This is a genomic window from Methylobacter sp., assembly GCF_004322395.1.
Classification (GTDB): Bacteria; Pseudomonadota; Gammaproteobacteria; order Methylococcales; family Methylomonadaceae; genus Methylobacter_A.
Genome location: NZ_SCTW01000023.1, coordinates 1 through 1,732 on the forward strand (window position 1 = coordinate 1; position 1,732 = coordinate 1,732).

General features: G+C 48.9%; 2 protein-coding genes. Both read left to right on the forward strand.

What is annotated here, in order from left to right; genetic code table 11:
- Nucleotides 1-12: 12 nt before the first annotated feature.
- On the forward strand, nt 13-129 hold the full coding sequence (locus EPO18_RS03380) for a type II toxin-antitoxin system prevent-host-death family antitoxin (protein WP_292430516.1): 117 nt from the start codon (nt 13-15) through the stop codon (nt 127-129).
- A gap of 107 nt (nt 130-236) precedes the next feature.
- Nucleotides 237-1,520 (forward strand): IS256 family transposase, encoded by a 1,284-nt coding sequence (locus tag EPO18_RS03385; RefSeq protein ID WP_292430513.1) that lies wholly within the window; start codon nt 237-239, stop codon nt 1,518-1,520.
- Nucleotides 1,521-1,732 lie beyond the last annotated feature (212 nt).

Consider the following 1,732-nt stretch of genomic DNA (forward strand, 5'->3'; position numbering starts at 1 on the left):
GAATTTGGGGAAATTCTACTGAAAGCCCAAAAAGAGCCTATTGGTATTAATAAAAACGGCAAACCTGTGGCGGTTATGGTTTCGGCAAGAGAATATGAAGAATTACAATTTTTAAAAAACAATGGCTAAAAATCAGGAGGTATAAATAAATCTGGTGTATAGCAAACTTGAAACAAGGTGGCGACCTCTGCTGAAATTAGATTAACGAGATCGAATAATCAGCAAAAAGGTACGCCATGAACAAAGATAACGTAAAAGGACTGGATATTCCAGGGACAATTAACGATAGCCTGACAGAGCTATTGAGACAGGGAGCGCGAGGACTCATAGAAAAAGCGGTTGAAACGGAACTGCAATTTTTTCTGAGCCACTATGAGCATGTAACAGACCTGCACGGACGAAAAACGGTAGTCCGCAACGGTTATTTACCGGAACGAGAAGTATTGACTGGACTGGGTTCGATAACGGTTAAAGTGCCTAAGGTGCGGGATCGTTCCGGCGCTGGAGTCAAATTTAACTCGGCCATTGTTCCGCCTTATGTGCGAAAAGCCAAACGGGTCGAAGCGGCCTTGCCCTGGCTGTATTTACGCGGCATTTCCACAGGCAACATGCAGGACGCCTTGTCGGTTCTGCTGGGAGATGAAGCGAAAGGGCTGTCGCCAGCGGTGGTGAGTCGGCTCAAGGCGCAGTGGACTGAAGATTATCTGGCCTGGAACCGCCGCGATTTGACCGATGAAAAGATTGTCTACCTCTGGGCGGATGGCATCTACTCGACCTTGAGAGGCGAGGATGACCGCCTGTGTTTACTGGTCATTATTGGCGTTAATGAGCGAGGTGAAAAACGCTTATTAGCCCTATCTGACGGTTATCGTGAATCCAAGGCGTCTTGGCTCGCACTTCTACAAGATTTAACCGACAGGGGGCTAAAGACAGCGCCGAAACTGGCCATAGGCGACGGTGCCTTGGGCTTTTGGGCGGCCTTGAATGAAGCATGGCCGCAAACCCGTTGCCAACGCTGCTGGGTACACAAGACCGCCAATGTGCTTAATGAATTGCCGAAAACCATCCACGGTAAAGCCAAAGCGGGGTTGCATGAAATCTGGATGGCTGAAACCAAAGTTCAGGCAGAGAAGGCATTTGATCGATTTGTACGGGATTTTGGCGCAAAGTATCCCAAGGCGACCGGCGTTTTGATCAAGGATCGAGAGGTATTGCTCAGTTTTTACGACTTTCCGGCTGAGCATTGGGCGCATAGCCGGACGACCAATCCGATAGAGTCGACCTTTGCCACAATCCGGCATCGAACCACGAGAACTAAAAACTGTGTTTCTCGTAACACACTGTTGGGATTGGTCTTTCAGTTGGCGCTGGCGGCTGAAAGGAGCTGGCTTAAGTTACGGGGATTTGATCGCCTGTCTGACGTGGTGAAAGGGGTAAAGTTCCAGAATGGGATCGCGGTTTTGGATGAAGCGAACGATAGTGAATATAAACAGCAGAATGTCGCCGCCGATTCAAATTGACCATACACCAGATTTGACTATATCTCGGCACCAACTGATGAAGGACTGATATGACGTATCCTAATAATAAGCCACTGCGTCTATTGCTGGTTGGTGCTACAGGTGCTGTAGGAAGGCAGGTGCTGGCTTTGGCCCTTGTCGACCCGCGCATTGAGCAGGTGATTGCGCCTACTCGTCGTCCGTTGCCAAACCATGCAAAATTATACAGATCG

What these genes read in the sequence shown, in the direction of transcription:
- EPO18_RS03385 (WP_292430513.1), top strand. Translation starts at nt 237, where the DNA reads ATGAACAAAGATAACGTAAAAGGACTGGATATTCCAGGGACAATTAAC.